Here is a 26,502-nt window from a genome sequence, read left to right as displayed (position 1 = left end):
CTCGGTGGAATTGACTGAGCAGATCGCCGCGGTACGCGCGGGAGTCGGCGACCCACAGGCGATGATCGGGGAGTTCCGGCGCACGGCGGTGCTGGTGCCGCTGGCCGAGTCGGGGATGTGGACCGCCGAGTACGGCGGCATCCGCTGGATCTACGCCTTCACGGACGAGGACGCGCTGGCCCGGTTCGCACGGGCGCGGGGCGCGGCGCCCGACGAGGAGTGGGAGTACGCGGCCGTACTGGGCGCGCGGCTGCTGGACGTGATGGTCCCGGAGCTGGGGGTGCCGGCGGGGGTGGCCGTGGACGTCGCCGACGAGGAGGGTTCCATGATGTTCCCCCCGGTGAAGGGCATCGTCCCGGACGAGGTCGCCATCGACCTCGACGAGAACGGCGACGGGGCGTAGACGCCGGGGGCGTGTGGTGGCGTCCGGTGGGCAGGCGCGGGCAGGGCGGTGGGCGTAGGACCGCTGGGGCGGTGCGTGGAACACCGCACCGCTTTCCTCCCCGCGCGCCTGGCAATATGAACGAGTGCGCTACCGATATCGCGTTCTGGGATCCACGCGGGCGCTCCGCGAGGACGGCACGGCCGTCCCCCTGGGCGGGGCGCGGCTGCGCGCGCTGCTGGCGGCGCTCGCGCTGGCCGGCGGGCGCACGGTACGGGTGAGCGCGCTCGTCGCCGAGGTGTGGTCCGACGGGGAGGACGCGCCCGCCGACGAGATCGGCGCGCTCCAGGCCCTGGTGGGGCGGCTGCGCCGCGCCCTCGGCCGGGACCACGTCGCCTCGGGCGACGGCGGCTACCGGCTCGTGGCCGCACGCGACGACATCGACCTCTTCCGCTTCGAGGACCTCGCCGACGAGGGCGCCCGCGCCCTCAAGGACGGCGACCCGGAGAAGTGCGCGGCCCTGCTGGACGACGCGCTGGCCCTGTGGAGCGGGCCGCCCCTCGCTGACCTCCCCGACGGGGGCGGCGCGGCGGGCGTCCGCGCCGAGGCACTGCACCTCGCCGCACGTCGCACCCGGCTGGAGGCCGCGCTCGCCCTCGGCCACACGGACAGCGCGCTGCCCACGCTGCGTCAGCTCGCCGCGGGCCACCCGCTGGACGAACCCCTCCAGGCGCTGCTCCTGCGCGCCCTGCGCGACGCGGGCCGCCCGGCGGAGGCGCTGGCGGCGTACGAGGAGGTACGGACCACTCTCGCCGACCGCCTCGGCGCCGACCCTGGCCCCGAACTGCGGGCCCTGCACGAGGAGTTGCTGAGCGGCGGCGAACGCTGGGACCCCCCGAAGACGACCGGCACACCCAGCCCCACTCCGGGGACTGGCCCGGCACCTGCGCCCGCGCCTGGACCGGTGCCTGGGGCTGCGCCCGCGCCCGCGCCCGGGCCTGCGGCTCCGTCGACCCCGGCGGCCTCGCCGGGGTCCTCACCCGGGACTGGGCCAGTGACCGCGGCGCCCGCGCCGGGGACTGAGGCCGGGGCTGAGTCCGCGCCTACGCCCACATCTGGGTCCGGGTGCGGGACCGGTGCTGCGCCTGTGCCCGCGTCTGAAGCTGAGCCCGCATCCGGGACCGGACCGGCGCAGGGGCCCGCGCCTGAGGCTGGGCCGGTGACCGGGACTGGCCCCACGACTGAGCCTGGGACCGGACCGGTGGCCGAGCCTGGGCCTGGGACTGGGGCTGAGTCCGCGCCCGCGCCTGCACCTGGGGCCGGGAGCGGGGCCGGTGCTGCGCCCGCGTCCGAGGCCGGGCCGGTGACCGGGACTGGACCTGCGGCTGCTCCTGGACCGGTGGCTCCGCCTGGTTCCGCGCCCGGGGCTGGTCCGCGAACCGGACCCGCGCCCGCGCCTGGAGCCGGTCCGGTGGCTGGGCCTGGGCCCGTACCCGGGACCGCACCCGCAGCTGAGTCCGCACCCGGGCCCGGCGTCTACGCCGGGCCCGGCACGCATGGCGTCGGGCACCCCGGGCCCGCCAGGCCGGGTAATCTGCGGGCGCGGCTGACCTCGTTCGTCGGCAGGGACGCCGAGATCCGCGCGCTGCGTGACGATCTGGCCGGGGCGCGGCTGGTGACGCTGACCGGGCCCGGTGGCGCGGGGAAGACCCGGCTGTCGCTGGAGGCGGCCGAGGCGGTGGCCTCCACCACCGGATCCACCGGATCCACCGGACCCGCCGCGCCGGAAGGCGGCCCGTGGCCCGACGGGGTGTGGGTCGCCGAACTCGCCCCCGTACGCGACCCCGCATACCTCGCCGAGGCCGTCCTCACCGCGCTCGGCGGCCGGGAGACCGTCCTGCGCGGCTCGACGGCCGAGGAGCTGCGCGCCGCAGCCGATCCCCACGCGCTCGATCCGCTCGCGCAGCTCGCCGAGCGCTGCGCCGCCCGCCGCATGCTGCTCGTCCTCGACAACTGCGAGCACGTCATCGACGCCGCCGCCACCCTCGTCGAGCGCCTGCTCACGGACTGCCCCTGGGTGACGGTGCTGGCCACGAGCAGGGAGCCGCTGGGGGTGCCGGGGGAGTCCGTGCGGACCGTGGAACCGCTGCCCGACCCCTTCGCGCTCCAACTGCTGGACGACCGGGGCGCCTCCGCGCGGCCCGGGTTCCGTACCGCCGACGACCCCGAGGCGTGCGCGGAGATCTGCCGCCGTCTCGACGGGCTGCCGCTCGCCATCGAACTCGCCGCGGCCCGGCTGCGCTCGCTCACCCCGCGTCAGCTCGCGGACCGGCTCGACGACCGCTTCCGGCTGCTGACCAGCGGAAGCCGCACCGTACTGCCGCGTCAGCAGACCCTGCGCGCCGTCGTCGACTGGTCCTGGGGCCTGCTGGAGGAGGGCGAACGGGCCGTGCTGCGGCGGCTGTCCGTCTTCTCCGGCGGCTGCGAGCTGGAACAGGCCGAGGAGGTCTGCGGCGACCCCGACCCCGGTCCCACGGGGCCCGCCCCCGTCCCGCCCCGCGACGTCACCGCGCTGCTCGGCTCCCTCGTCGACAAGTCGCTCGTCGTGGCCACGCCCGTGCCGCCGGACGGAGTCGGCCCTTCGGCGCGTATGCGGTACCGGCTGCTGGAGACCGTCGCCGAGTACGCGGGGGAGCGGCTGGACGAGGTGCCCGGCGAACGCGCTGCGGTGGAGCGGCGGCACCTCGTCGCGTACCGGGAGCTGGCCCGTACCGCCGAACCCCTGCTGCATGGCCCGGACCAGGGCGGCCACCTGGAGCGCCTGGAGCGCGAGCACGACAACATCCGTACCGCGCTGCGGCGGGCCGTCGCCGCGCGCGACGAGCACGAGGCGCTGTGCCTGGTGCTGTCGATGAGCTGGTTCTGGCAGGTGCGGGACCACCGGGTCGAGGCCCGTACGTGGGCCGAGGTCGTCATGGGGCTCGGCCCCGACCCCTTCGGCGGGCCCGTCACCGCCAAGGCGCCCTCCCTCATGGAGCGCTGCACCGACGCGCCGCCGCCCATGCGCGAGGAGCTGTTCCAGGAGGCCAGGCGCGGGGTGGCCCTGATGGCGCTCTCCGAGAAGCAGGAGAGCGTCATCTGGGCGGAGAGCCCCGAGTGGCTGGCGCACTTCCGCCGCGTCAGGGAGACGTACACGCCGGGCCAGCCGCAGACCTGCCGACTGCCGGGCATGATGTGGATCTTCGCCTGGATGCTGGCCGGAGAAGCCGACCGCTTCCACGAGGCGCTTGCCGCGACGGTCGAGGGCTGCCGCCGCTACGGGTACGACTGGGAGCTGGCCTTCGTGCTGCAACTGCGCGCCAAGCTGACCGGCGAGCACCCCGGCTCCGTGCTCCAGGCGGCGCGGGACACGGAGGAGAGCCTGGAGATCTTCCGGCGGCTCGGCGACACCTGGGGCACCGCGGAGGCGCTGGCGGGCCGCGCCGAATCGCACTGCATGCGGGGCGAGTTCGCCGCGGCGGCCGAGGACTACCGGCGCGCGATCGAGCACGCCGAGGCGCTCGGCGCGCTCAGCCAGATGCCCGTGCTGCGGGCCAGGCTGGGCAGCGCGCTGACGGAGATGGGCGACCCCGAGGCCGCGGACGAGGGTGACGAGCTGCTGGCGCGGGCCGTCGAGGAGCTGGAGCGGGCGACGGGCGGCGAGGTCCCCAACTTCGCGGCCTTGCAGCACGCCGTCCGGCTCGGCAGGACCGGCGAGACGGCGCGGGCGCGTGCACTGGTGTCGTCGATAGAGGAGCAGTTCCGCGACAGGGCGCCCGACCTGTTCTGCGGCATCGCGCAGGGCCTGCTGGCCTGGCTGCTGGTGCTGGACGGCGAGTACGCGCCCGCGCTGTCCAAGGCCGACGAGGCCATCGGCCGTGTCAGCACGAGGCTGGGCAACCTCGTCTCCTCGAACCTCCTCCTGCACGAGGTCGTCACCGCGGCCCACGCGCTGGCGGAGCTGGGCGATCCGGAACTCGCGGCCACGCTCCTCGCGGTCAACGACGCCCACGGCGTCCATCCCGAGGGCTATCAGCCGCAGCCGGTCGAGGCGGAGAGCCGACGGGGCGCGGAGACGGCGGTGCGGGCGGTGTTCGCGGCGCGGAGCGCGGACGGGCGCCCGGCCGAGGCGGATGAGGCGTACGCGCGCGCGTACGCGAAAGGCGGCGGTCTCTCCATCGAGGAGGCCACAGCGCTGGTGAGCCGGGCGGCCCGGGAGAGGGGCGCGGGGCGGCCGGGCCCGCGCACCTGAGTCTCCCTGTTCCCCCTCCCCCCTCTGCGGCCTCCCCCTCTGCGGCCCGTCAGGTCAGGTCTTCTTGCGGAACTTCATGATCGCCACGGGAGCCGTGACGGCCGTCAGACCCACCGACCACACGAGCGTCCAGAACACGGGGGAGGCCACGGAGCCGTGCCCCAGCATCAGGCCGCGTGCCGCGTCCGCCACATGCGTCAGCGGGCTGACCTCGGTGAACGCCTGGAGCCAGCCCGGCATCGTGTCGGGCTGCACGAAGACCGAGGAGCCGAACTGGAGGGGCATCAGGATCAGGATGGACATGCCCTGCACGGCCTGCGCCGTGCGCATCGTCAGCCCCAGCAGGATGAAGATCCACACCAGCGCGGAGCCGAAGGCCGTGGCCACGCCGATCGCGCCCAGCAGCCCCAGCCAGTGTCCGTTGATGTCAAAACCGACCACGACGCCGATCGTCAGCAGCACGAGCATGGCGACGAGCATCCGGACGAGTTCGACGAGCACCTTGGCGATCAGCACGGAGGACCGGGCTATGGGCATGGCCCGGAAGCGGTCCATGACGCCCTTGCGGAAGTCCTCGTTGATGCCCGTGCCCACCGCCATCGCGATGTTCAGGCCCATCATCCCCATCATGCCGGGGATCAGATAGGCGGTGTACTGGTCACGGGCCGCGCCGCCCCCGCTGCCGCCGATGGCGCCGCCGAAGACGTACACGAACAGCAGGGTGAAGATGATGGGCATCAGCAGCGCGTCCATCATCGACTCGGGGTCCTGCTTGATCTGGAGCGCGTTGCGGCGCACGAGGGCGCCGATGTGCCGCAGGTTGGCCCGCAGGCCGATGCGGCCCTCGGCCGCGCGCGGCCGGGGCGGGCCCTGCCCCGGGCCGCCGCCGGTCGTGGTGGCGGGGGCTTCGGTAACGGTGGCGGTGGTCACGCCGCGACCTCCTCGTGGGTGTCGGAGCCGTCCAGGTGGGTGGCCTTCTGGCCGGTGATGGCGAGGAACACCTCGTCCAGGCTGGGCAGATGGGTGGCGATGTCGGCGATGGCGAAGCCGCGCTCGCCCAGCAGGCCGACGACGGCGGTGAGCTGTTCGTCGCTGACGATGGGCACGCTCACGTCCCCCTCGTCCGGGTCGATGCTCGCGCCGCCGACGCCGTCGATGCCCGCCTGCGCGAGCGCGCCGACCATGCGGTGCAGCTCGCCGGGCTCGGTGGGGCGGATGCGGAGCGTGCGCCCGCCGACCTTGGCCTTCAGCTCCGGCACCCGGCCCTCGGCGATGATCCTGCCGCGGTCGATGACGGTCAGCTCCTCGGCGAGCTGCTCGGCCTCCTCCATGTACTGGGTGGTCAGCAGCACCGTGTTGCCCTCGGCGACGATGTTCTTCACCTCGGACCACACCTCGTTGCGGGTGCGCGGGTCCAGGCCCGTCGTCGGCTCGTCCAGATAGAGCACGCGCGGGCGCCCGATCATGGAAGCGGCGAGGTCCAGTCTGCGGCGCATGCCGCCGCTGTACTTGCTCGCCGGGCGCTTGGCGGCCTCCGTCAGCGAGAACCGCTCCAGCAGCTCGTCGGCCCGCTTGCGCGCGTCCGCGCGGGAGAGATCGAGCAGCCGCCCGATCATGTAGAGGTTCTCCCGGCCGGAGAGCTTCTCGTCCACCGAGGCGTACTGACCGGTCAGGCCGATGGTGCGGCGCAGCTCGCGGGGCTGGCGCACCACGTCGAACCCCGCCACGGTGGCCGTGCCCGCGTCCGGGGCCAGCAGCGTGGACAGTATGCGTACGAGGGTGGTCTTGCCCGCGCCGTTCGGCCCGAGGACCCCCATCACGGTGCCCTCGCGCACGTCCAGGTCGATGCCGTCGACCGCCTTCGTCTCCCCGAAGTGCTTGACCAGCCCGCGGACCTCGACGGCATTGGGGCCGCGGCCGGCTTTCGTGTTCTGTCGCGTCATGTCGCCCAGAGTGACAGCAGCCACCGACAATCCGCCGATACGCCGCCGACAGCCCGCCGACACGGCACGGAGCGGGACGCGGCACCCGGCCGCGCCCCGCCCGCGGAACCCTGCTCAGGCCCGTCCGTCGGTCCCGCTCAGGCCCGCCCGTCGGCCCTGTTCAGGCCGCCCGGCGGCCCCGTTCGGCGGCTACGCGAAGCTGTGGTCCTCGGTCGGGAAGGAGCCGGAGACGACCTCCTCGGCGAAGGTCTTCGCCGCGTCGCCCAGGGTCTCGCGCAGACGCGCGTACTGCTTCACGAAGCTGGGCACGCGCCCCGGCGTCAGCCCCGCCATGTCGGTCCACACCAGGACCTGCGCGTCACACTCGGCGCCCGCGCCGATGCCGACGGTGGGCACGTACAGCGAGCGCGTCACCTCGGCGGCCAGCGCCGCGGGCACGGCCTCCAGGACGACGGCGAACGCGCCCGCGTCCTGGACCGCCTTCGCGTCCCGCAGCAACTGCTGCGCCGCCTCCTCGCCCCGGCCCTGCACGCGGTACCCCATGGAGTGCACGGACTGCGGGGTGAGCCCCACGTGGGCCATGACGGGGATGCCGGACTGCACGAGCAGCTCGACCTGGTGCGCCGAGCGCTCGCCGCCCTCCAGCTTGACCGCGCCCACGCCCGCCTCCTTGACGAGCCGGGTGGCGCTGCGCAGCGCCTGGGTGGGGCCCTCCTGATACGTGCCGAAGGGCAGGTCGGCCACGATGAGGGCGCGCTTGGTGCCCCGTACGACGGCGGCCGAGAGCATCGCGATCTCGTCCAGCGTGACGGGCACGGTGCTCTCGTAGCCGAGGTGGCAGTTGCCCATGGAGTCGCCGACGAGCATGACGGGGATGCCGGACTCGTCGAAGACGGAGGCGGTCATCGCGTCGTAGGCGGTCAGCATGGGCCACTTCTCGCCGCGCTCCTTGGCGGCGGCGAGGTCGCGGATGGTGACGCGGCGGTTCTTCGCGCCGCCGTAGAGCGTCGCGGGCTGCTTCTTGGACGCCGGGGCCGAGGCCGGGCCCTGGGCCTTGTCCTGCCGGCCGGGCGTCTCCTGGGTGGGCGTCTCCTGCGCGGGCGCCTGCTGTGCGGGCGTCTTCCGGGCAGGCTGCTTCTGGGCATGCGTCATCGCACGTGCTCCCTGTGTCCGTCGTCTCGAGGCGCCCTTACGGCGTCCCCGGATACCCCGCCATGCTGGCACGGCGCGAAGCGCCGGGGGAAGTGTGCCCGGGGGAGAGCTTGGTCCCTCTCCCCCTCCCCCTGGGAGAGAACCCGGCGATACGAGACGGTGCCGTATCGGAAACCGGACTAGCCTGGCTCGCATGAGCGCACCCGCGGACGTACCCGTGGCCAGGCAGGTGCCGGAGGCGGTGCACCGGCGTCGCTGGGCCATTCTCGCCGTGCTGATGTTCAGCCTGCTGATCGTCGTGCTGGACAACTCGATCCTCAACGTCGCGATGAAGACCATCGCCCAGCCCCCGCCCACCGGGCTCGGCGCGACGCAGAGCCAGCTGGAGTGGGCGATCAACTCCTACACCCTCGTCTTCGCCGGGCTCCTGTTCACCGCGGGGCTGCTCGGCGACCGCCTCGGCCGCAAGAAGGTGCTGCTCGCCGGGCTCCTCGTCTTCGGCGTCGGCTCCGTGCTGGCCGCCGTCTCCTCCTCGCCCGGCGAGCTGATCGCGTTCCGGGCCGTGATGGGCCTGGGCGGCGCCTTCGTGATGCCCGCGACGCTGGCGGTCCTGATGAACGTCTTCGAGCCCGACGAGCAGCCCAAGGCCATCGGCATCTGGGCGGGCGGCGTCGGCCTCGCCATCGCCATCGGGCCGGTCACCGGGGGGCTGCTCCTGGAGCACTTCTGGTGGGGCTCGGTCTTCCTGGTCAACGTGCCCATCGTCGTCGTCGCGCTGATCGCCATGGCCGTGCTGGTGCCCGAATCGCGCGACCCCGCGCCGGGGCGTCTCGACCCCGTCGGGGTGCTGCTGTCCGTCGCCGGTCTCGTCCTGCTGGTGTACGGGATCATCAGGGGCGGTCAGCTCGCCGACTTCACCGACCCGCGGGTGCTGCTCACCGTGGTGGGCGGGCTGCTGGTGCTGGGCGGGTTCGTGCTGTACGAGCGGCGCGTCGACCACCCGGCCCTCGACGTCCGCCACTTCAGGAAGCCCGCCTTCTCGGCCGCCGTCGTCGCCATCGCGCTCGTCTTCTTCGCGCTCATGGGCGTGACCTTCTTCGCCGTCTTCTACATCCAGAGCGTGCGCGGCTACAGCCCCCTGGAGGCCGGACTGCTGATGCTGCCGCTCGCCCTGGCCCAGCTCGTCTTCGCGCCACGGGCACGCCTGGTGGTCGACCGGTTCGGGGCCAAGGCGGTGTGCGCGACGGGGATGCTGCTGATCGCGGCGGGCATGTCGGCGTTCGTCTTCTTCGACGAGACCACACCCATCTGGGCGCTGGAGGTCCTCTTCTTCGTCCAGGGCATGGCGATGGCGCACATCATGCCGCCCGCCACGGTCTCGATCATGCAGTCGCTGCCCCGGGAGAAGGCGGGTTCCGCCTCGGCGGTCAACAACACGTTCCGGCAGGTCGGCGGCGCCCTGGGGGTCGCGGTCCTCGGGTCGCTGCTCTCGACGACGTACCGCGACGGCATCGAGGACGAGCTGTCCGCGCTGCCGCCGGGCGCCCGGCACGCCGCGGGGGAGTCGATCGAGGCCACCCTGACCGTCGCGGAGCGGATGGGCCCGGCGGGGCACGCGCTGGTGGAGCAGGGCAAGGCGGCGTTCGTCGACGCGATGCACGTGACCGTGCTCGGCTCGGCCGCCGTCGCCGTGCTGGGCGCGCTCGTCGTGCTCCTGTGGCTGCCGGGGAAGCCTCCGGCGCCGAAGGGGCCGGAGCGCGACGGGTGCGATGGGCGCGGCGGGCGGGGCGAGCGCTCGGTGGGGGCGCGCCGGTAGCGGCTGCGCGCGCCTGTGTCCCCGTCCCCGTCGGCGCCGTGAGACGCTGCACGGGGCGCTCGCGGAGTGCGCGCGGGATGCTCGCGGGGTGTGCCGTGACGCGGGCCGGAGACAGGCGAGTTGCGCGGTGATCCGGCTCTCTGCCTACCCTGCGATCTGCCCGTCCGCGGTCACGCGCGCACCGGCTCAGCGGAACGTTTCGCGCGGGCCTCGCGGGCTGATGTACGAAGGGTAATGTGCGGTTTTTGTCACAGGCCAGAAATGATCTCCGGGTACCGGAACCTCACGTGCCGCGGCATTCGTCCTGCACTCCGTACGGCACGGCACCGTACGGCTCTTCAAAGCGGTCGGGCTGACGGGAATTTCATGACATTCCCCTCCGGCACTTATCGTTCTTCCGGCGTACGGGCATACGGGCATACGGCACAGGCGAGTGAGGACAGCGGATGGCACGCGCGGACATGGCGGAAGCCTCGGAGACTGCCGAGGGGGACCGGGGTCAGGGCCCCCGCCTCCGGCACAGCGGCAGCCGGGCGCGACGCGCGTTCGCACGGTGGGGCGGCGAGGGGATGTGGCGGCGCGGCTGGATCATCGCGGTCATCGCCGTACTGCTCGGCCTCGCGCTGATCCTGCACTCCGAAGTCCCCAACGCCGTCGGCAACCTGGGCTCGCTGTGGGAGACGTTCCTCCCCTGGGGCGGGGTGCTCATCCCCGTGCTCCTGCTGCTGGCGGTGCTGCGCCGCTCGGCCACGGCGCTGATCGCGCTGCTGCTGCCCGTCCTCGTGTGGATGAACCTCTTCGCCGGGCAGGTCACCGACAAGTCCGGGACGGGCGGTGACCTCACCGTCGTCACCCACAACGTCAACGCGGAGAACCAGGACCTCGCGGGCACCGCGCGCGGGCTGATCCGGTCGGGCGCCGACGTGGTCGCGCTGGAGGAGATCGCGTCGGGCAAGGCGGGCTCGTACGAGCTGCACCTCGACGGGACCTTCCCGTACCACAAGGTGGTGGGCACGGTCGGCGTGTGGAGCAAGTACCCGATGAAGGACGCGAAGAGCGTCGACATCAAGATGGGCTGGCCGCGCGCCATGCGCGCCACGGTCGAGACCCCCAAGGGCGACGTCGCCGTCTACGCCGCGCATCTGCCGTCCGTGCGGGTGCAGTTCCGCTCGGGCTTCACGGCCGGGCAGCGCGACGACAGCGCGACGGCGCTGGGCGAGGCCATCAAGCACGAGAAGGCCGACAGGATCGTGCTGCTCGGCGACCTCAACGGCACCATGAACGACCGCGCGCTCGCCCCCGTCACCGCGCAGATGCGCTCCACGCAGGGCGCGGCGGGCGACGGCTTCGGCTTCAGCTGGCCCGCGTCGTTCCCGATGGCCCGGATCGACCAGATCATGGTCAAGGGGCTGGAGCCGGTCTCGTCCTGGACCCTGGGGGCCACGGGCAGCGACCACCTCCCGGTGGCGGCCTCCGTCAAGCTGTAGCCCTCCCTGTTCCGCAGGCGCCCCGGTCACGCTCCGTGCGCGACCGGGGCGCCGCTGTGTTGTAGCCCGCTCGAAACGCGATGTTGGCATCCAGGAACAATGAGGGTGCGAGACTTTGTTCTGCTGGAGAACTTACGGAGTCGTTCAGGGTGGAACGCTCCGCTTCGCGCAATTTTTCTCCGCAGTACCCCTTCTGTTACATCTGTCGGCTTGTCCCGACGACCACCACTGCCTGGAAAGGTTCCTGCTCTATGCCCATGGCCCTGCTCGCCCTGGCGATATCGGCCTTCGGGATCGGTACGACCGAGTTCGTCATGATGGGCCTCATGCCCAACGTCGCGGACGACCTGGGCACCTCCGTGCCCATGGCCGGGTACCTCGTCTCCGCGTACGCGATCGGCGTCGTCGTCGGCGCACCCCTCCTCACCGCGCTCGGCGCCCGCATCCCGCGCAAGCGCATGATGCTGGCGCTCATGGCGCTGTTCACCGTCGGTAACCTCGCCTCCGCGCTCGCCCCCAGCTTCGGCACCCTCATGGCAGGGCGGGTGCTGGCCGGGCTGCCGCACGGCGCGTTCTTCGGCGTCGGCGCGGTGGTCGCGGCGCGGCTGGTCTCCGAGGACCGGCGCGCGCGGGCCGTCGCGGTGATGTTCATGGGCCTGACGGTGGCCAACATCGTCGGCGTCCCGGCCGGTACGGCCCTCGGCCAGCAGCTCGGCTGGCGCGTCACCTTCCTCGTCGTCACCGTCATCGGACTGGTCTCGATGGCGGCGCTCGCGGTGCTGATCCCGAAGCTGCCGCTGGAGAAGCACAGCGGCGTCAAGCACGAGATCCGCGCCCTCGGCAACCGGCAGGTGCTGCTCGGGCTGCTCACCGCCGTGCTCGGCTTCGGCGGCGTCTTCGCCGTCTACAGCTACCTCGCCTCGATGATGACCAAGATCACCGGCTTCGGTGACTCGACGGTCACGCTGGTCCTGGCCCTGTTCGGCATCGGCATGACGCTCGGCGCCTTCGCCGCTGGCCCGCTGACGGACCGCGCCCTGCGGCCCACCCTGTACGGGGCGCTGGCCGCGCTCGGCGTCGCGCTGATCGTCTTCAACTACGCGGTGCACGTGCAGTGGGCGGCGCTCGTGATGGTGGTGGTGCTCGGCGCGGTCGGCTTCGGCACGACGACGCCGATCCAGATGCTGGTGATGACCAAGGCCCATGACGCGCCGACCCTGGCCTCCGCCTCCAACCACTCCGCGTTCAACATCGCGAACGCGGGTGGCGCCTGGCTCGGCGGCGCCGTCATCTCGGCGGGCTTCGGCTGGACCTCGCCCACCTTGGTCGGCGCGGTGCTCGCCTTCGCGGGCCTGGCCACGGCCCTCCTCGCGGGGTTCCTGGACCGGGGCGCGACGGGCTCGATCTCGCGCGTCGTGGCCCGGAGCGCCACACCCGCCCGCGAGGAGCACGCCGAGATCTCCGGCTGACCCCGACATCGGGGCCAGCGGTACCGGCCGCCGGGACACGCGTCCCTGACGGCGGCCCCCGGCCGCTCCGCCCCCACGGCGCCCGTGCGCGGGCCGCCGCCGTACCGAGCCCCGTCCGAGCGGGCCCGGCCCGTGACGCGCGAGAGCCCGCCCCCTCAGGGGCGGGCTCTTCGCGCGGCTGCGGCGCACCCCGTCACGGCGCACCACACGATGGCGCACCACACGATGGCGCACCGCACCACGGCGCGCCGTAACCCAAGGTCACCCCCGCCGGGGCACCCCCGTGTCGCGCCAGTGGTTGGTGATCGGGAGGCGGCGGTCCTTGCCGAAGCCCTTCGCGGAGATCTTCGTGCCCGGCGGGTACTGGCGCCGCTTGTACTCCGCCGTGTCCGTCATCCGCAGCACGCGCGTGACCAGCTCCGCGTCGAAGCCAAGGGCCACGATCTCCTCGCGGCCCTTGTCCCCGTCCACGTAGAGCTTGAGGACGCGGTCCAGCACGTCGTAGTCGGGCAGCGAGTCCGTGTCCACCTGGCCGGGGCGCAGCTCGGCGCTCGGGGGCTTGGTGATCGAGTTCTCCGGGATCGGCGGGGTGTGGCCGCGCTCGGCAGCCGCGCGGTTGCGCCACTTGGCGAGCCGGAAGACGTTCGTCTTGTAGACGTCCTTGATCGGCCCGTACGCGCCGACCGAGTCCCCGTACAGCGTGGAGTAGCCGCAGGCCAGCTCGGACTTGTTGCCGGGGGCCAGCACGATGTGGCCCTCCTGGTTGGACAGCGCCATCAGCATGGTGCCGCGCAGCCGCGACTGGAGGTTCTCCTCCGCGAGCCCCGTCAGCTCCAGTGACTCCATGTACGCGTCGAACATCGGCCCGATCGGCACCGTACGGAAGTGCAGCCCCGTGCGCTCGGCCAGCTCGCCCGCGTCCCCCTTGGAGTGCTCCGAGGAGTAGCGGGAGGGCATCGAGACGCCGTAGACGTTGTCCGGGCCGACCGCGTCGCAGGCGATGGCGGCGCACAGTGCCGAGTCGATGCCGCCGGAGAGGCCGATGAGCACGGAGCGGAAGCCGTTCTTGGCGACGTAGGCGCGCAGGCCCACGACCAGCGCGGTGTAGATCTCCTCGTCGTCCTCCAGGCGGGGCGCCTCGCTGCCGGTGACCTCCGGCTCGTACGCGGGCAGCGGGTCCTCGGACAGCACCACGTGCTCGACGCGCAGCCCGTCGTCCACCGTGCCGCTGGGCGGGGTGGCAGCGGCGGCGGGCAGGTCGAGATCGAGGACGACGCAGCCCTGCTCGAACTGGGGGGCCCGCGCGATGACCTCTCCCGCGCTGTCCACGACGATCGAGTCGCCGTCGAAGACCAGCTCGTCCTGGCCGCCGATCATGGCGAGGTAGGCGGTGGTGCACCCGGCCTCCTGGGCGCGCTTGCGCACCAGTTCCAGGCGGGTGTCGTCCTTGTCCCGCTCGTACGGGGACGCGTTGACGGAGACCAGCAGGCCCGCGCCCGCCGAGCGCGCCGCGGGCACCCGGCCGCCGTCCTGCCACAGGTCCTCGCAGATCGCGAGCGCCACGTCCACGCCGTGCACGCGGACGACCGGGAGGGTCTCGCCTGGCACGAAGTAGCGGAACTCGTCGAAGACGCCGTAGTTGGGGAGGTGGTGCTTGGCGAACGTCAGCACGACCTCGCCGCCGTGCAGCACGGCCGCCGCGTTCTGCGGGGCGCCAGCGGGCTGCCCGTATGCGGGGGTGGCCCGCTCGGCGCGGTCGAGATAGCCGACGATCACCGGCACCTGCCCGAAGCCCTCGTCGTCGAGCCGCCCGGCGAGCGCGCGCAGCGCGGCGCGGCTGGCCTCGACGAACGAGGAGCGCAGGGCCAGGTCCTCGACGGGATACCCGGTCAGCATCATCTCGGGGAACGCCACGAGGTGCGCCCCCTGCTCGACGGAGTGCCGGGTCCAGCGGACTACCGACTCGGCGTTCCCGTCGAGGTCGCCGACGGTGGAGTCGATCTGGTTCAGGGCGAGACGTAGTTGAGGCACGGGCCCAAGGGTAACCGCGTAACCGTCAAAGTGACGCGATGCCTCTGGGGGGGGCGGGGCGTGCCCGTCCGTGCCCGTCGCCGCGTGCCCGTCCCGCTCTCCGGTGCGCGGCGACGGACCGGCCGGTACGTCCGGTTCCGGCCATGTGCGAGGCGCCCCGGCCGTCGCACGCCGGAGGCGGGACCACGCCAGCGGTATGGGTGGTATCAGAGGGTTGGGAGGGGAATGCGGGGGCCGTGGCGGGCTTCGGTCATTGACGCGAACTCGCCACCCCACGGAGGATGCGTGCATGTTGGAGGCACTCGGACTTGACCCCGTCCAGCAGCGGACTTACGAGGCGCTCGTGGACGGCGCGGTCACCGTCTCCGAGCTGCGCGCGGCGCTCGGTCTGGGCGCCCCCCGTATCCGCGAGAGCCTGACCTCGCTCGAACGCCTGAGCCTGGTCGGCCGCTTCTCCGGGGAGCGGGGCGGCGAGGAGCGCTATCTGCCCGTCGCGCCCGAGGTCGCCTTCGAGTCCCTGCTGCTGGCCCGCGAGGAGTCCATCCACCGCACGCGCCGCCATATCCAGGTGCTGGCCGCGCGCTTCCGCGCCAACGCGGCGGGCCGCGACCCCGTCGACCTCGTGGAGATCGTCACGGGCCGCGCGGCCGTGATCCGCCAGGTCGACCAGCTCCAGCGCAGCGCCCGCCAGGAGATACGCGGCATCGACCGGCCCCCGTACGCCAACAGCGACCCCGACCAGCTGGACCCGAAGACCGGGATCATGCCGGTGCAGGAGCAGATGATGCGGCAGGGCATCGGCTACCGCGTCATCTACGACACCGACGGTCTTGCCAGCTTCCACCGGCTGGACACCGACATCGGGCACTGCGCCGAACTCGGCGAGGACGCGCGGGTGATGGCCGACACCCCCACCAAGCTCCTCATCGCCGACGACCGCATCGCGCTCATCCCGCTGCGCGCGGCCCCGCACGAGCTGGTCAGCAGCGTGGTGGTACACCCCTCGGGGCTGCTGGACTCGCTGTGCGAGTTCTTCGAGGTGCTGTGGGCCCGCGCGCTGCCGCTCTCCGACTACCTCGGTGGCCGCCCGAAGGGCGCGGCCGACGGTCCGACGCCGGACGAGTCGAGGCTGCTGGCACTGCTGACGACGGGGATGACGGACCAGGTCATGGCGCGCCAGCTCGGCGTCAGCTACCGCACATTCCAGCGCCGTCTGCACGGTCTGATGGACCGGCTCAACGCGTCCACGCGCTTCCAGCTCGGCATGCGCGCGGCCAGCCTGGGCTGGGTGCTCCAGCCGCCGAGCCCGTCGACGGCCCCCTCGCCCGACCCGTCGCTGGACGCGTCACCGGATGCGTCAGCGGGCCCGTCGCCGAACTCGTCGTCGAACCCGTCACCGGGTCCATCCTCGGGTCCGTCATCGGACGCGGAATCCGTCATCGGGCCCGCGTCCGAGGTGAGTTGAACCTGCGCCAATGACCGGAAAGCCCCTTTCGGGCTCACCCTTGTTCTACTCGCGTCGCTGTGCTGAGCTTCGATCGCGCACCCCACAGCGCACCCCCCACACGAGGAGGAACCCTCGCAATGGCAGTGACGCGTAAGAAGGTTGCCGTCGGGATCGCCGCGGCCGTAGCAGCAGCCGCCGTCGGAGCGGGCGCCGCCCTCCCCGCGAACGCGGCCCCGGTCGAAGGCACCGTCGTCGGAGCGAACTCCGCCAAGGCCGTCAAGGGCAGCTACATCGTCACGATGAAGAAGTCGGCCGTGAAGGCGTCCTCGGCCGAGGGCAAGTCCGTCGTCAAGGAGCACGGCGGCAAGGTGGACAGAACCTTCACCCACGCCCTCAACGGCTACTCCGCCTCCATGTCGGCCGACGAGGCCAAGCAGCTCGCCGCCGACCCCGCCGTGGACAAGGTCTACGCGAACCAGAAGCACTCCATAACCGGCGAGCAGGCCGACCCGCCCTCCTGGGGCCTCGACCGCATCGACACCCCCGAGCTGAACCTCGACAAGAAGTACACCTACCCGGACAGCGCGGGTGAGGGCGTCAAGGCGTACGTCATCGACACCGGCGTCCGCACCTCGCACGCCGACTTCGGTGGCCGTGCCACCAGCGGCTTCGACGCCGTGGACGGCGACGAGGACGCCAACGACGGCAACGGCCACGGCACCCACGTGGCCAGCACCGTCGCAGGTGAGGCGCACGGCGTGGCCAAGAAGGCCGAGATCGTGGCCGTCCGCGTGCTGGACGACCAGGGCTCCGGCACCACCGAGGGCGTCGTCGCGGGCATCGACTGGGTCACCAAGAACCACGAGGGCCCCTCCGTCGCCAACATGTCCCTGGGCGGCGGCGCCGACGAGGCGCTGGACGAGGCCGTGTCGAACTCCATCGCCTCCGGCGTCACCTACGCGGTGGCCGCGGGCAACGAGGGTGCCGACGCGGGCAACTCGTCGCCAGCGCGGGTCCCCGAGGCCCTGACGGTCGGCGCGACGGACAACACCGACGCACAGGCCGACTTCTCCAACTACGGCTCCGTCGTGGACCTCTACGCCCCCGGCGTGGACATCACCGGCGCCTGGAACACCGGGGACGACGCCACCGACACCATCTCCGGCACCTCCATGGCCTCCCCGCACGTCGCGGGCGCCGCGGCGGTCTACCTCTCGGGCCACACCGACGCCACGCCCGAGGCGGTCGCCAAGGGCCTGACCGACGGTGCCTCCAAGGACGTCGTCGGCAACCCGGGCGAGGGTTCCCCGAACCTGCTGCTGAACGTCGTCGAATAAGGGCTCCCGGGTGAGCCGCTCCGGGTGAGCGACTCCGGTGTACGGGCCCGGCGACGCCAGCGCCGTACCCCCCACCCCGTACACCGGAACCCGGTCCCTCGCTCCGCTTCCCCCTCTCGACCAGCACCACCCGCGTCACCGCACACCACGGCCGCGGCCCGGTACCCCACATGCCGGGCCGCGGCTGTCTGCCGTTCCGCGGCTCCCATGGACCGTTTGCCGTTCCGTGGTCCTCCGTTGGCCGTCCGTTCAGAACACGGGTCGACCAAGATCCAGCACGTACCCCACAATGAGGGCAGCCGGGACGCCGGCGGGAGGCACCATGAGCCGGGAAGGGGGTACACCCACGGGGCACGGGTACGCAATGTCCCGGAAACTGTGTGGTGGGATGCTCAAGTGCCCGCAAAATGCCCCTCGGCATGGAGTGGGCGGCCTGACCAGCGAGGATGGATGGATATGGATAAGCAGCAGGAATTCGTGCTCCGTACTCTGGAGGAGCGCGACATCCGGTTCGTCCGGCTCTGGTTCACCGACGTGCTGGGCTTCCTGAAGTCCGTCGCCGTGGCCCCCGCCGAGCTGGAACAGGCGTTCGACGAGGGGATGGGCTTCGACGGCTCCGCCATCGAGGGCTTCGCGCGGGTCTACGAATCCGACATGATCGCCAAGCCCGACCCGAGCACCTTCCAGATACTGCCGTGGCGCGCGGAGGCCCCCGGCACGGCCCGGATGTTCTGCGACATCCTGATGCCCGACGGCTCCCCCTCGTACGCCGACCCGCGCTACGTGCTCAAGCGGACCCTCGCCAAGACCTCCGACCTCGGCTTCACCTTCTACACCCACCCCGAGATCGAGTTCTTCCTGCTCAAGGACAAGCCCGTCGACGGCAGCCGCCCCGTGCCCGCCGACTCCTCCGGCTACTTCGACCACACCCCGCAGCACGTCGGCATGGACTTCCGCCGCCAGGCCATCACCATGCTGGAGTCGATGGGGATCTCCGTCGAGTTCTCGCACCACGAGGGAGCGCCGGGCCAGCAGGAGATCGACCTGCGGTACGCGGACGCGCTGTCCACGGCGGACAACATCATGACGTTCCGGCTGGTCATGAAGCAGGTCGCGCTGGAGCAGGGCGTGCAGGCCACCTTCATGCCCAAGCCGTTCTCCGAGTTCCCCGGCTCGGGCATGCACACCCACCTCTCCCTCTTCGAGGGCGACCGCAACGCCTTCTACGAGTCCGGCTCCGAGTACCAGCTCTCCAAGGTCGGCCGCTCCTTCATCGCCGGGCTCCTCCACCACGCGGGCGAGATCTCCGCCGTCACCAACCAGTGGGTCAACTCCTACAAGCGCATCTGGGGCGGCGCCAACCGCACCGCGGGCGAGGGCGGCGAGTCCCCCTCGTACATCTGCTGGGGCCACAACAACCGCAGCGCGCTCATCCGGGTGCCGATGTACAAGCCCGGCAAGATGGGCTCCACCCGCATCGAGGTCCGCTCGCTGGACGCCGGTGCCAACCCGTACCTCGCCTACGCCGTGCTGCTCGCCGCCGGGCTCAAGGGCATCGAGGAGGGCTACGAGCTGCCGCCGGGCGCCGACGACGACGTATGGGCGCTGTCCGACTCCGAGCGCCGCGCGATGGGCATCGAGCCGCTTCCGCAGAACCTCGGCGAGGCCATCACGCTGATGGAGCGGAGCGAGCTGGTCGCCGAGACGCTGGGCGAGCACGTCTTCGACTTCTTCCTGCGGAACAAGAAGCAGGAGTGGGAGGAGTACCGCTCCGAGGTGACGGCGTTCGAGCTGCGCAAGTCGTTGCCGGTGCTGTAACCGGCCCGGCGCCCCGGCCCCCGGCCCGGTCCGGGATGGTTCCCCCGTTACGGGGCAGGCCCCCTCACGGGCACGGGCACGGGCACGGGCGGCCTCGCTGTGGCCGCGTCCCGCACCCGCGCACCGCTTCCCGTGTCACAGGGCGCCGCGCGGGACGCGGGACGCGGGCGGATCATGGGGCGGGACGGGCCTCCGGCGAGCGAGCGATCAGCAGGCCATCCCGAGAGAGACGAGAGGCGGAGACGAACGTGCCACAGGGCGGGCGACGGGACAGCCGGTTCGGGCGGTATCTGCGGCACGGGTTCACGGACCCGGCCGCGGCGCAGCGGCTCTTCGACGACCCCGCCCTCACCGCACTCCGCGACGACGCCGGCCTGCTGGACGCCCTCGGCGCCACGGCCGACCCCGACCTCGCGCTGGTCAGCCTCGTCAGGCTCGCCGAGGCGCTGCCCGAGCAGGTACCGGGCCGCGCCGGTGAGAGACCGGCCGGGCCCACCGGCGCCCCCGGAGCCACCGGGTCCGCCGAGGGCGCGGGCGCCGTCGCCGCCGGGGGACAGCCCGACGCGCGGCCCCGCCAGGAGCTGCTGGACACCCTGCTGGCCAGCAAGCCGCTGCGCGACAGGCTGCTCGGCGTGCTCGGCGCCTCCGAAGCACTCGGCGACCACCTCGCCCGGCACCCCGAGGACTGGAAGGCGCTCGTCACCTACGAGTCGGCCGCCGACCTCAACCCCGGCGTCGAGGAGTTCGAGGCCGCACTCGGGGACGTGACGGACCCCGACGCGCTGCGCCACCACTACCGGCGCTGCCTGCTGTCCATCGCCGCGCGCGACGTGTGCGGCACCAGCGACCTCGCCCAGACAGCCGCCGAACTCGCCGACCTGGCCACCGCCACCCTCCGCGCCGCCCTTACCCTCGCCGAGCGCGAGGCGCCCGAGGACGCCGCCTCCTGCCGCCTCGCCGTCGTCGGCATGGGCAAGGCAGGGGGCCACGAGCTGAACTACGTCTCCGACGTCGACGTCATCTACGTCGCCGAGGCCGCCGAAGGCGTCGACGAGGACAAGGCGCTCCAGGCCGCCACCCGCCTCGCCTCCCGCATGATGCGGATCTGCTCCGACACCACGGCCGAGGGCACCATCTGGCCCGTCGACGCCAACCTGCGCCCCGAGGGACGCAATGGCCCGCTCGTGCGCACCCTCTCCTCGCACCTGGCCTACTACCAGCGCTGGGCCAAGACCTGGGAGTTCCAGGCGCTGCTCAAGGCCCGCCCCATGGCCGGTGACCTGGCGCTCGGGCAGCAGTACGTGGAGGCCGTCGGGCCCATGGTCTGGCAGGCGGCCGAGCGCGAGAACTTCGTGACCGACGTCCAGCAGATGCGCCGCCGCGTCGTCGAGAACATCCCCGCCGCGCAGGTCGAGCGCGAGCTGAAGCTGGGCCCTGGCGGGCTGCGGGACGTCGAGTTCGCCGTGCAGCTCCTCCAGCTCGTGCACGGCCGCTCCGACGCCACCCTGCGCAGCCCCACCACCCTCGAAGCCCTCGAAGCGCTCGCCGCCGGGGGCTACGTCGCACGCCAGGACGCCGCCGCGCTGGACGCCTCGTACCGCTTCCTGCGCACCATGGAGCACCGCATCCAGCTCCACCACATGCGCCGCACCCACCTCATGCCGGAGACCGAGGCCGACCAGCGCCGCCTGGCCCGCTCCCTCGGCTACCGCAGCGAGCCCGTCGCCGAGCTGCACAAGACGTGGCGGCGGCACGCGACGGCCGTGCGGCGGCTGCACGAGAAGCTCTTCTACCGGCCGCTGCTCGACGCCGTGGCCCAGCTCGACGTCGGCGAGGCCCGGCTCTCCCCGCGCGCCGCGCGCCAGCGCCTGGAGGCCCTCGGCTACGCCGACCCGGCCGGGGCGCTGCGCCATCTGGAGGCGCTGGCCAGTGGCGTCAGCCGCAAGGCCGCCATTCAGCGCACCCTGCTGCCGGTGCTGCTCGGCTGGTTCGCCGACTCGGCCGACCCGGACGCGGGCCTGCTGGGCTTCCGCAAGGTCTCCGACGCGCTCGGCAGGACGCCCTGGTACCTGCGGCTGCTGCGCGACGAGGGCGTCGCGGCCGAGAACCTGGCCCGCGTCCTGTCCGCCGGGCGCTTCGCGCCCGACCTGCTGCTGCGCGCACCCGAGGCCGTCGCGCTGCTCGGCTCGACGGACGATCTGCGCCCGCGCGGGCGCGCGGCGCTCACGCAGGAGGTGCTGTCGGCGGTGGGCCGCGCCGGGGACGCGGAGCAGGCCGTGGCCGTGGCCAGGGGCGTGCGGCGGCGCGAGCTGTTCCGCACGGCGGCGGCCGACGTCATCGGCGCCTACGGCACCGACGAGGTCCCCGTCGCCGACGACCCGGCCCCGGCCGTCGACCGCGTCGGCAACGCGCTCACCGACCTCAACGCCGCCACCCTCGCGGGCGCCCTGCGCGCCGCCGTGCGCCAGCAGTGGGGCGACGAGCTGCCCGCCAGGTTCGCCATCATCGGCATGGGCCGCTTCGGCGGCCACGAGATGAACTACGCCTCCGACGCCGACGTGATGTTCGTGCACGAGGCCCGCGAAGGGGTGGGCGAGGAGGAGGCGTCGAAGGCGGCGCTGGCCGTCGCCACCGAGATCAGGCGGCTGCTCCAGCTCCCCAGCTCCGACCCGCCCCTGATCATCGACCCCGATCTGCGCCCCGAGGGCAAGACCGGGTCGCTGACCCGCTCGCTCAGCTCCTACGCCGCGTACTACCGCCGCTGGTCGGCGGTGTGGGAGAGCCAGGCCCTGCTGCGCGCCGAGCCCGTCGCGGGCGACGCCGACCTCGGCGAACGCTTCATCGGCCTGATCGATCCGCTGCGCTATCCGCACGAGGGCCTCGGCGAGGACGCGCTGCGCGAGATCCGCCGGCTCAAGGCCCGCATGGAGGCGGAACGTCTCCCGCGCGGCGCCGACCCGACCACGCACACGAAGCTGGGGCGCGGCGGTCTGACGGACGTCGAGTGGACGGTTCAGCTGATCCAGATGCGGCACGGCTGGGCCGAGCCAGGGCTGCGCACGACGCGGACCCGCGAGGCGCTGGCCGCGGCGCACGCCGCGGGGCTGCTCGACACGGACGACGCCGAGATCCTGGACGAGGCGTGGCTGCTGGCCACGCGGGTGCGCAACGCGACGATGCTGGTGCGGGCGCGTGCCGGTGACACGTTCCCCTCGGAGTCGCGGGAGCTGTCGGCTGTGGGGCGCTATCTCGGGTACGAGCCGGGACACGTCGGCGACATGCTCGACGACTACCGCCGCACGACGCGCCGGGCGCGCGGCGTGATGGAGCGGCTCTTCTACGACGCGGCCGAATAGCGCCCCCGCACGCCCCGCACGCCCGCCCCCATGAGGGCCCGGCCCCCTACGCCGTGGCCGGGACCAGTTGGGGGAGGCGGTAGGAGAGGCGGCCGTACCAGCCGTAGGAGAGGACGAAGCCGAAGGCCAGGCACAGCAGGCCCCCCACGGCGTCGAGCCAGAAGTGGTTGGCCGTGCAGACGATGACGATCAGCGTGGTCAGCGGATACGCGTACCCCAGCGCGCGGACCCACGCCGTCCTGGCCAGCATGGCGATGGTGACCCCGCACCACACCGACCACCCGATGTGCATGGACGGCATCGCCGCGTACTGGTTCGACATCTCCGCGAGGTTCCCCGAGGCCATCGAACCCCACGTGTGGTGGACCTGGACGGTGTCGATGAAATCGCCGCCGTTCATCAGGCGGGGCGGGGCGAGGGGGAAGAGGTAGTAGCCCAGGAGGGCGACGCCGGTGGTGGCGAACAGGACCAGGCGGGTGGCGGCGTACCGCCCGGGGTGGGCGAGATAGAGCCACACCAGGACGGCGATGGTGACGATGAAATGGAGCGTCGCGTAGTAGTAGTTCATCGTCACGATGAGCCAGGTGACACTGTTCACCGCGTGATTGACGGACTGCTCCACCGCGATGCCGAGGATCCGCTCGATCTCCCAGATCCAGTCCGCGTTGCGCAGGGCCTGCGCGCGCTGCTCGGGCACGGCGTTGCGGATGAGGGAGTACGTCCAATAGCTGACGGCGATGAGGGCGATCTCGAACCAGATGCGGGGCCGTTTCGGGGAGCGCACGCGCTCCAGCAGCGCGCCCGCCCGCCACGCCCGGCCGTCCCGCGGTCCGCCGTCCCGCGGCCCCCCGGCCTCGGCTTCTGCCCCGGTCTCGCGCTGCTCCTCGTCGGGTGTCGCGCCGTCCGGGTGGCGTGTGTCCGTCGTCCTCGTCGTCGGTGCCCCCATGGGAATCAGTTTGCCAGAAGGGGGGCCGTCGCCGATCATCCTGCGGTCGGGTCTTCGGCCGTTTCGGTCATCCGATCGGCCGACTTCTTGAGGACCATGGGAGCGGAAGCGGTTGAACCGCGTACGACCAGTTCAGGCAGGAAGACGAACTCGCTGTGCGGGGCCGGAGTGCCCTCGATCTCCTCCAGCAGCGCCCGGACCGCGGCCTGCCCCATGGCGGTGACGGGCTGCCGGATGGTGGTCAGCGGCGGGTCGGTGAAGGCGATCAGCGGGGAGTCGTCAAACCCGATGACGGACACCTCGCCCGGCACCGAGAGCCCCCGCTGCCGCGCTGCCCTGATCGCGCCGAGCGCCATCATGTCGCTGGCGCACACGACCGCCGTGCAGCCCCGGTCCAGCAGCGCCGAGGCGGCGGCCTGGCCGCCCTCCAGGGTGTAGAGGGAGTGCTGGACGAGCAGCTCCGCCTCCCGCTCGGGCAGGCCGAGCTGCTCTTCCATGGTGCGCAGATAGCCCTCGATCTTGCGCTGTACGGGCACGAACCGCTTCGGCCCGAGTGCGAGCCCGATGCCGCGGTGGCCGAGCGAGACGAGGTGGGTCACCGCGAGCCGCATGGCGGCGCGGTCGTCGGGCGAGACGAAGGGGGCCTGGACCTTGGTGGAGAAGCCGTTGATGAGGACGAAGGGGACGCCCTGGCCGCGCAGCCGCTCATAGCGCTGCATGTCGGCCGTGGTGTCCGCGTGCAGCCCGGAGACGAAGATGATGCCCGAGACCCCCCGGTCCACCAGCATCTCCGTCAGCTCGTCCTCGGTCGAGCCGCCGGGGGTCTGGGTAGCGAGCACGGGCGTGTAGCCCTGCCGCGTCAGGCCCTGCGCGATGACCTGCGCGAACGCGGGGAATATCGGGTTCTCCAGCTCGGGCGTGATCAGTCCGACCAGCCCGGCGCTGCGCTGGCGCAGCTTGACGGGCCGCTCGTACCCGAGGACGTCGAGAGCGGCGAGTACGGATTCACGGGTGGTCGCGGCGACGCCGGGTTTGCCGTTCAGCACCCGGCTGACCGTGGCTTCGCTGACCCCCGCCTGTGCTGCGATGTCAGCTAGCCGTGCGGTCACAGGACCGGACCTTACCGGCCTCATCTCAGAGTTCCCACCATGTGCACGAATTCGCGGGAAGCCGGGCCTGGCCACCGGAGAAGTCCAGCGGAGCCGAGGACAGCAGCGGACGGCCCGGTACGGGCAGTTCCACTTCCTCGTCGAGCGTGTTGACGGTGCAGACGAAGCCGGGCCGCCCGAGCGCGAGCACGCCCTCGGGCGCCTCCGGCCACTCCAGCGGGCCGTCCCCGAGCCCCGGCAGCCGGTGCCGCAGGGCGAGGGCCGAGCGGTACAGCTCCAGGGTGGAGCGGGGGTCGCCGGTCTGCGCCTCGACGGACAGCTCCTTCCACGCCTCGGGCTGCGGCAGCCAGGAGCCGCCGGGGCCGAAGCCGTACGAGGGGCCCTCGCTCTCCCACGGCAGCGGGACGCGGCAGCCGTCGCGGCGGCCCTCCTGGCCGCTGGCGTCGTGGCCCGAGCGGAAGAAGGCGGGGTCCTGGCGGACCTCGTCGGGCAGGTCCGTGACCTCGGGGAGGCCCAGTTCCTCGCCCTGGTAGAGGTAGGCGGAGCCGGGCAGCGCGAGCAGCAGCATGGCGGCGGCCCGCGCGCGGTCGAGGCCGCCGAGGCGGGTGGTGTGCCGGACGACGTCGTGGTTGGACAGCACCCAGGTGGTCGGGGCTCCGACGGAGGTGGTCGCGGCCATGGACTCCTCGATGACGGCGCGCATCTCGACGGCGTCCCAGGAGGCGCGCAGGAACTGGAAGTTGAACGCCTGGTGCAGCTCGTCGGGGCGTACGTAGAGCGCGAGGCGGCCCGCGTCGGGTGCCCATGCCTCGGCGACGCCGACGCGCTCGCCCTCGTAGGAGTCGAGCAGCCGCCGCCAGGAGCGGTGGATCTCGTGCACCCCGTCCTGGTCGAAGAACGGCAGCTCCTGGGCGCCGATGAGCTGGGCCTGTTCCTTGCGGCCGATGTCGGGCAGCCCCTCGGCCTTGACCATGCCGTGGGCCACGTCGATGCGGAAGCCGTCCACACCGAGGTCGAGCCAGAAGCGCAGGACCGACTCGAACTCGTCGTGCACCTCCTGGCTGTCCCAGTTGAGGTCGGGCTGTTCGGGCGCGAAGAGGTGGAGGTACCAGGCGCCGTCGGGTGTACGGGTCCACGCTGGACCGCCGAAGACGGACTCCCAGTCGTTCGGGGGCAGTTCGCCCTCCGAGCCCTGGCCGGCCCTGAAGTGGTAGCGGGCGCGGGCCGCCTCGTCGCCCTCCAGCGCGGCGCGGAACCAGGCGTGCTGGTCCGAGGTGTGGTTCGGCACGATGTCCACGATCACGCGCAGGCCGAGGCGGTGGGCCTCGCGGACGAGGTCGTCGGCGTCCTGGAGGTCGCCGAAGCGGGGATCGACGGCGCGGTAGTCGGCCACGTCGTAGCCGCCGTCCGCCTGGGGCGAGGCGTAGAACGGGGTGAGCCAGACGGCGTCCACGCCCAGTTCGGCGAGGTGGGGGAGGCGCTGGCGGATGCCGGGGAGGTCCCCGATGCCGTCCCCATCGCTGTCGGCAAAGGAGCGGACGTACACCTGGTAGATGACGGCGTCGCGCCACCAGCCGGCCGGGGCCGCGGGGCTGCCGTCGGCGGCGGGGTCGGCGTTGACGGCGTACTGGGGCTGGGGCATGAGCCATCCCTCTCGGGTAGGACCGGCTAGGGGGTGTTGTGGAAGTAACGTCGTACCGCCGGTAGGCGGTGCGGGGCGGGGTCAGGTGCGTGCAGATGCAAGGCGGAGGGAGGAGAGCGCAGCGGGCTGCGCCGACGACCGACAACGCAGCAGATGTGCGTGCATGGCCCCGCCCCGCAGACGGGACTTTCACAACACCCCCTAGTCTTCTGAGTCGGGAATTCTGTTCAGATATGAGCTGAGGCGTTCGAGGATCTCGTCGGCGGTCTTGGTCCA

The 26,502-nt window shown here is 72.6% G+C and carries 16 protein-coding genes; 9 read left to right on the top strand and 7 right to left on the bottom strand.

Annotated features, from left to right (window positions below; translation table 11 throughout):
* The first annotated feature begins 4 nt into the window (after positions 1–4).
* Entirely contained in the window at positions 5–403 is a 399-nt protein-coding gene (locus ACYVOO_RS05690) for an SseB family protein (protein WP_453350139.1), read from the top strand.
* A 124-nt stretch (positions 404–527) separates the two neighbouring features.
* Positions 528–4,673: an AfsR/SARP family transcriptional regulator gene (locus tag ACYVOO_RS05685; protein ID WP_461014534.1), complete on the top strand. Its 4,146-nt coding sequence runs from the start codon at positions 528–530 to the stop codon at positions 4,671–4,673.
* A 54-nt stretch (positions 4,674–4,727) separates the two neighbouring features.
* Here ACYVOO_RS05685 and ACYVOO_RS05680 read toward each other — a convergent pair whose 3' ends face one another.
* The 3 genes from ACYVOO_RS05680 to panB all read right to left on the bottom strand — a co-directional run bounded on the left by ACYVOO_RS05680 (position 4,728) and on the right by panB (position 7,768).
* A complete protein-coding gene (locus ACYVOO_RS05680) occupies positions 4,728–5,603 on the bottom strand; it encodes an ABC transporter permease (protein WP_461014533.1) in 876 nt (291 codons plus the stop codon).
* On the bottom strand, positions 5,600–6,616 hold the full coding sequence (locus ACYVOO_RS05675) for an ATP-binding cassette domain-containing protein (protein ID WP_461014532.1): 1,017 nt from the start codon (positions 6,614–6,616) through the stop codon (positions 5,600–5,602). The genes ACYVOO_RS05680 and ACYVOO_RS05675 overlap by 4 nt, the downstream gene beginning before the upstream one ends.
* Positions 6,617–6,805: 189 nt before the next feature.
* Positions 6,806–7,768 (bottom strand): 3-methyl-2-oxobutanoate hydroxymethyltransferase, encoded by a 963-nt coding sequence (gene panB / locus ACYVOO_RS05670; protein ID WP_461014531.1) that lies wholly within the window; start codon positions 7,766–7,768, stop codon positions 6,806–6,808.
* A 193-nt stretch (positions 7,769–7,961) separates the two neighbouring features.
* On the opposite strand from panB, the gene ACYVOO_RS05665 reads away from it, so the two are divergent.
* From ACYVOO_RS05665 to ACYVOO_RS05655, 3 genes are all read left to right on the top strand, one after another.
* Positions 7,962–9,584 (top strand): MFS transporter, encoded by a 1,623-nt coding sequence (locus tag ACYVOO_RS05665; protein ID WP_461014530.1) that lies wholly within the window; start codon positions 7,962–7,964, stop codon positions 9,582–9,584.
* A 569-nt stretch (positions 9,585–10,153) separates the two neighbouring features.
* Positions 10,154–11,071, top strand: a complete 918-nt coding sequence (locus ACYVOO_RS05660) for an endonuclease/exonuclease/phosphatase family protein (RefSeq protein ID WP_461014541.1) — start codon at positions 10,154–10,156, stop codon at positions 11,069–11,071.
* A 251-nt stretch (positions 11,072–11,322) separates the two neighbouring features.
* Entirely contained in the window at positions 11,323–12,540 is a 1,218-nt protein-coding gene (locus ACYVOO_RS05655; protein WP_461014529.1) for an MFS transporter, read from the top strand.
* A gap of 261 nt (positions 12,541–12,801) precedes the next feature.
* Here ACYVOO_RS05655 and ACYVOO_RS05650 read toward each other — a convergent pair whose 3' ends face one another.
* A complete protein-coding gene (locus ACYVOO_RS05650; RefSeq protein WP_461014528.1) occupies positions 12,802–14,571 on the bottom strand; it encodes an NAD+ synthase in 1,770 nt (589 codons plus the stop codon).
* A gap of 289 nt (positions 14,572–14,860) precedes the next feature.
* On the opposite strand from ACYVOO_RS05650, the gene ACYVOO_RS05645 reads away from it, so the two are divergent.
* The 4 genes from ACYVOO_RS05645 to ACYVOO_RS05630 all read left to right on the top strand — a co-directional run bounded on the left by ACYVOO_RS05645 (position 14,861) and on the right by ACYVOO_RS05630 (position 22,529).
* The gene (locus ACYVOO_RS05645) at positions 14,861–16,036 is read left to right on the top strand and encodes a helix-turn-helix transcriptional regulator (protein WP_461014527.1); all 1,176 of its coding nucleotides are present in this window, start codon (positions 14,861–14,863) and stop codon (positions 16,034–16,036) included.
* Positions 16,037–16,155: 119 nt separating this feature from the next.
* Positions 16,156–17,355, top strand: a complete 1,200-nt coding sequence (locus tag ACYVOO_RS05640) for a S8 family peptidase (protein WP_461014526.1) — start codon at positions 16,156–16,158, stop codon at positions 17,353–17,355.
* A 456-nt stretch (positions 17,356–17,811) separates the two neighbouring features.
* Positions 17,812–19,173 carry a glutamine synthetase family protein gene (locus ACYVOO_RS05635; RefSeq protein ID WP_461014525.1) on the top strand — a complete coding sequence of 454 codons (1,362 nt, stop codon included), beginning with the start codon at positions 17,812–17,814 and terminating at the stop codon, positions 19,171–19,173.
* Positions 19,174–19,421: 248 nt separating this feature from the next.
* Positions 19,422–22,529, top strand: coding sequence for a bifunctional [glutamine synthetase] adenylyltransferase/[glutamine synthetase]-adenylyl-L-tyrosine phosphorylase (locus ACYVOO_RS05630; RefSeq protein WP_461014524.1), 3,108 nt, complete (start codon positions 19,422–19,424; stop codon positions 22,527–22,529).
* Between the two features lie 46 nt (positions 22,530–22,575).
* Here ACYVOO_RS05630 and ACYVOO_RS05625 read toward each other — a convergent pair whose 3' ends face one another.
* From ACYVOO_RS05625 to ACYVOO_RS05615, 3 genes are read right to left on the bottom strand one after another with little or no spacing between them, the layout of a single operon-like run.
* Positions 22,576–23,475 (bottom strand): phosphatase PAP2 family protein, encoded by a 900-nt coding sequence (locus tag ACYVOO_RS05625; RefSeq protein WP_461014523.1) that lies wholly within the window; start codon positions 23,473–23,475, stop codon positions 22,576–22,578.
* 35 nt (positions 23,476–23,510) lie between these two features.
* Complete coding sequence (locus ACYVOO_RS05620; protein ID WP_461014522.1) at positions 23,511–24,584, bottom strand: LacI family DNA-binding transcriptional regulator; 1,074 nt, start codon at positions 24,582–24,584, stop codon at positions 23,511–23,513.
* Between the two features lie 25 nt (positions 24,585–24,609).
* Complete coding sequence (locus ACYVOO_RS05615) at positions 24,610–26,226, bottom strand: glycoside hydrolase family 13 protein (protein ID WP_461014521.1); 1,617 nt, start codon at positions 26,224–26,226, stop codon at positions 24,610–24,612.
* Positions 26,227–26,502 lie beyond the last annotated feature (276 nt).

The sequence above is a fragment of the Streptomyces daliensis genome (assembly GCF_054782395.1).
This window is presented reverse-complemented; position numbering and strand designations above follow the sequence as displayed.